Origin of the sequence: Ameyamaea chiangmaiensis, assembly GCF_013376175.1 — a bacterium.
GTDB classification, from domain to species: domain Bacteria; phylum Pseudomonadota; class Alphaproteobacteria; order Acetobacterales; family Acetobacteraceae; genus Ameyamaea; species Ameyamaea chiangmaiensis.
In genome coordinates this window covers 1-3,679 of the sequence record NZ_JABXXR010000205.1, presented here as the reverse complement: position 1 = coordinate 3,679, position 3,679 = coordinate 1, and the positions used below count along the sequence as shown (strand labels likewise).

The window sequence follows — 3,679 nt, the reverse complement described above, 5'->3', positions numbered from 1 at the left end:
CCATCCCCGCTTCGCCGCCAAGATGGGCTGCCAGCCCGTCGAACAGGGCCCCCGCCTCGTCCCATAAACCCAGCAAGGCATCGGCGCGTGCCAGGCACTCCGCCAGATCGGGCTGGCTCGCGGCCTCCCGCCCGCCGAGTCGGGCCATGACCCGCAGGCGCGCGCCTTCGGGATCGTCCATCGCGCCCGCGTCACAGGCGGCAGTGGACCCCGGGGCCTGGTGTCTGGCGACCGCCGCACCCCGTGCCGCGCCCCCCGTCAGCGTTCCCGCCACGATCGCAATCATGGGCAGCCATCGGTTCATCACGCCGTCCTTCGCGCAAGCAGGGCACCCACCGACACCTCCACGGCCGCGCCCAGCGGCACCAGCCACGAAAAGGCCAGCGGCCGTCCGCCCGGCCTGACCCAGATCACCACCATGGCCGTCACGGCCAGAGCCAGAAGGAACGCCGGCACAACGTCCCGACCCCGCGCGCGCGGCACCAGCATCCCCAGCAGAAATGCACCCAGCATGGCCCCATAGGCATAGGCCGCCACCGAAAGCCCGAACAGCACAGCCGAACCCGATCCCCCGGCAAAACCCCGGGCGACCCCGATCAGGATCAATGCCCAGACGACTGTTGCCAGGCGCGCCAGACCGACATCGCCCAACCCGGTTCGCGCCCGCAAGGCCCGGATCGACCGGCCGAAATCGCTGACCGTGGCCCCCGCCATGGCATTGAGCGTCGCCGAGAGCGAGCCCATCGTCGCCGCCAGGACCCCGGCGATCATCAGCCCGGCCACAGGCGACGGCAGATCATGCACGATAAAGGACGGAAAGAGCGCGTCCGGGCCACCCGCGGGCAAGGGGGCGCCGCCGGCCCGGTCCCACAACAGAACGCCCACAGCCGACAGCAGCGCGAACAGGCCACCGACCACACCCGCGCTGGCGACCATCGCCCGGCGTGCATCGCCCAGCGTCCGGGCCGCCAGCGCGCGCTGCACCAGCAACTGGTCCGTACCGTGCGAAGCCACGGTCAGCACCGCGCCGCCCAACACGGCCGCAAGAGGGGTGAACGGATCCGTCCACACCAACGCGCCCCGCGTGTGCGTATGAAACAGCGCGAGTCGCCCGCCACCCGCGAGGCGGTGAACGATGCCCGGCGTCGCACCATGCCACAGCAACGCCACGCACACGGCTGACCCTCCCATATACAGCGCCAGTTGAATCGCATCGGACCAGATCACCGCCCTTAGTCCGCCGATCACCGTGTACAGCGCCGTCAGCACGACCAGAATCGCCAGGACCGCCCAGAGCGGCAGCACGATGCCCTGGCTGCGCAGCAGCAGCACGACCGGCAACGCCCCGGCGAACAGCCGTACCCCTTCCGCCAACACGCGGGTCAGCAGGAACGTGGCCGAGACCAGCGCCTGCACGGGGGCGCCGAAGCGCTGTCCGAGATAGTGATAGACACTCGCCATTCCGCCGGCGCGATAGCGTGGCAGAAGCTGCCACGCGACCAGCCCGCGCCCGACAAGATAGCCGCACGCCAGCCCGACGAACACGAAACCACCGCCATAGGCCACGCCCGGAACACTGATGACGGTCAGGGTCGACGTCTCGGTCGCGACAAGGGACAGGCAGAGCGCCCACCAGGGCAGATCGTGGGCCTGCCCGAGGTAATCGCCGCCACTCCCGCCACGCCGGGCCAGCGCGAGCGCGACCGCAGGCAGCACCAGCAGGTAAATCGCGACGATCAGCAACGCCATGCCCGAACGCTCAGACCGGCTCGCGCCGCGCGTCCTGCGCGGCGTCCAGCAGCCAGGTCACGCTGGGCAGCGCCTCCGGGACCGTCAGCAACCGCCGCGCGAACGTGACGGCCCTGTGCCGTCGCGCGGCCTCCCGCGCGCGGTCGGGCGCGACCGCGTAATCGGCCACCTGCGCGTAGCCGATCGTCCGTCGGATCATCTCCAGCCCACAGAACCCGAGCATGTCGCGCCAGATCTCCGCCCGCCACGCGGCACACGGCACGGCGCGTTCATCGGCGTGCGACAGGGCCCAGGCGTCATACACGTCACCGCCCGCGGTCTCCAGCGCCTGCCACAGCGTTTGCGCCTGCGCCACGAATGTCGTCCAGAACGGTGCGATCTCGTCCATCGCGCCGTCCGTGTGCGGGTTGGCGAAACCGCTTAGCAGCAGGTTGGCAAGGAACATCCCGGCATCGAAGCCGACAGGTCCGCAGAGCGCGAACTCCCCGTCGATCACGCGTATGTCCCCGTCATGCGCCATGATCGACCCCGTGTGCAGATCGCCATGCAGCAGCGCCTGCGGCGTGCCCAGAAACCGTGCCCGCAGACGCGCCACGGCCGCCGCCAGCGCGCGATCGCACGACAGGTCCCATTCCAGCGCTTCGAGTTCGGGCCGCATCGGGCGATTGCGCGGATGGGCCCGGAACGGGTCGGTCATGACCAGATCGACCGTAATCCGCGTCAGCGTGGTATTGGCGGCGAAAGTCGCGATACGTCCCATCATCGTCTCGAACGGCGCGGCCAGAAGCGACGTCCCGATCCCGGTCGTAGCCACATAGCGGCCAATGGCCGCCCCGAGGCCCGTAGGCACGATGCCGTCGATCAGCATCCCGCGCACGACGCGGTGCGGCCGCAGGGCTTCGGTCACCAGCACGAACTGCACCGGGTCGAAATGCAGGGGTCTTGCGATCAGGTCGGGCACCAGAGGCTCCACCTCACGCAGATAGGCGGCCTCGAACGCCGTGCGGTCGAGCGGCATGGACCATGCCGGGTCGACACGCACATGTGGCAGCGACTGCTTGACGCAGACCGCCCTCGCCGGACCCTCGACGATCCAGACCATGTTGAGATTGCCGTCGCTCACTTCGCGCACCGACCAGTCGGCCGCCCGTCCTCCCAGCAGGTGCGTCAGGGACGGCACCTCGGCAAGGTAAGGCGCCACGTCCGTCCGGGCGAGAGTGCGGTAGGCGGTATGATGAATCATCGAGGACGTACCTTCGGGTTAGGCCGATGGACCGCGACAGCGCGCGCTAAGTCGTCCAGCGATTAACCGGTATCGTGTCATGCGCAAGTCCTTGATCTGCCCTCTTGCGCACGCGCACCTCCATCCTCCACATCGAAGGGACGAAACAGGATCGACGTACGGCGATCCACAGGAGGATTCGGCCCATGAAGTTTATCGTCGCGATCATCAAGCCCCATATGCTCGACGATGTCCGCACCGGGTTGGCGCAACTGGGTATCGCAGGCCTGACCGTGACCGAGGTCAAGGGATATGGACGCCAGCGCGGGCAGATGGAGATCTATCGCGGAGCCGAATACCGCACGAGCTTCGTGCCCAAGGCCAAGCTGGAGATCGCGGTGCCCGATGATCTGGCCGACGATGCCGTGGCCGCCATCCGCGAGGCCGCCCAGACGGGCAAGATCGGCGACGGCAAGATCTTCGTGCTCGACCTGCACGAATCGATGCGTATCCGCACCGGCGAGACGGGAAATGAGGCGCTGTGACGCCCCGCGGTAGCCTCCCGTCGCCGGTGTCGGTCGCACACGGGGAATTTCGTTTCCCTTGGATCGACAATTGAGGATTAGTTTCGTATTCGTTCGTTCGGCCTTGCGTATGAAGGCGCCGTGTCGAGTGTGGTGCGGCTGAACAACGAGAGTGGCAGGTAAG

4 protein-coding genes are annotated in these 3,679 nt (G+C 68.2%); 1 reads left to right on the top strand and 3 read right to left on the bottom strand.

Annotated features, from left to right (window positions below; genetic code table 11):
* From HUK82_RS15140 to mtnK, 3 genes are all read right to left on the bottom strand, one after another.
* Window positions 1-304: hypothetical protein (locus HUK82_RS15140; RefSeq protein WP_176614741.1), on the bottom strand; the 304-nt coding region annotated here is incomplete at its 3' end.
* Window positions 304-1,749: a sodium:solute symporter gene (locus tag HUK82_RS15135; protein ID WP_176614740.1), complete on the bottom strand. Its 1,446-nt coding sequence runs from the start codon at window positions 1,747-1,749 to the stop codon at window positions 304-306. The genes HUK82_RS15135 and HUK82_RS15140, both read right to left, overlap by 1 nt.
* 10 nt (window positions 1,750-1,759) lie before the next feature.
* Entirely contained in the window at window positions 1,760-2,992 is a 1,233-nt protein-coding gene (mtnK, locus tag HUK82_RS15130) for an S-methyl-5-thioribose kinase (protein WP_176614739.1), read from the bottom strand.
* 185 nt (window positions 2,993-3,177) lie between these two features.
* Here mtnK and HUK82_RS15125 point away from each other — a divergent pair, with 185 nt between their 5' ends.
* On the top strand, window positions 3,178-3,516 hold the full coding sequence (locus HUK82_RS15125) for a P-II family nitrogen regulator (protein WP_176614738.1): 339 nt from the start codon (window positions 3,178-3,180) through the stop codon (window positions 3,514-3,516).
* Window positions 3,517-3,679 lie beyond the last annotated feature (163 nt).